At 44.4% G+C, this 250-nt stretch carries 1 protein-coding gene; it reads left to right on the top strand.

Features of this window, described 5'->3' with window-relative positions:
- Positions 1-14: 14 nt before the first annotated feature.
- A partial coding sequence (locus Q4528_RS15120; protein ID WP_303522515.1) for a carboxymuconolactone decarboxylase family protein occupies positions 15-250 on the top strand: 236 nt, incomplete at its 3' end.

A 250-nucleotide genomic window follows, 5' to 3' on the forward strand; every position in this document is an offset into this window, starting at 1 on the left:
GTATGGAGATCCTCATGCAACAAGAGGACTATTTACGAGGCCGATTTCTTGAATCTGACAGCGTAAACTTAGCCAGGTGGGAGTTGGTTAAATTGCGTATATCCCAAATTAATCAATGTGCGTTTTGTATTGATATGCATAGTAAAGATGCATTAAAAGCTGGTGAGACAGCGCAGCGGATTATAGGTTTGAGCGCCTGGAAAGATATGCCTTGGTACACGCAGAATGAACGGATGGCCTTGAGCTGGGC

The sequence above is a fragment of the Staphylococcus pasteuri genome (genome assembly GCF_030547725.1).
GTDB lineage: Bacteria > Bacillota > Bacilli > Staphylococcales > Staphylococcaceae > Staphylococcus > Staphylococcus pasteuri.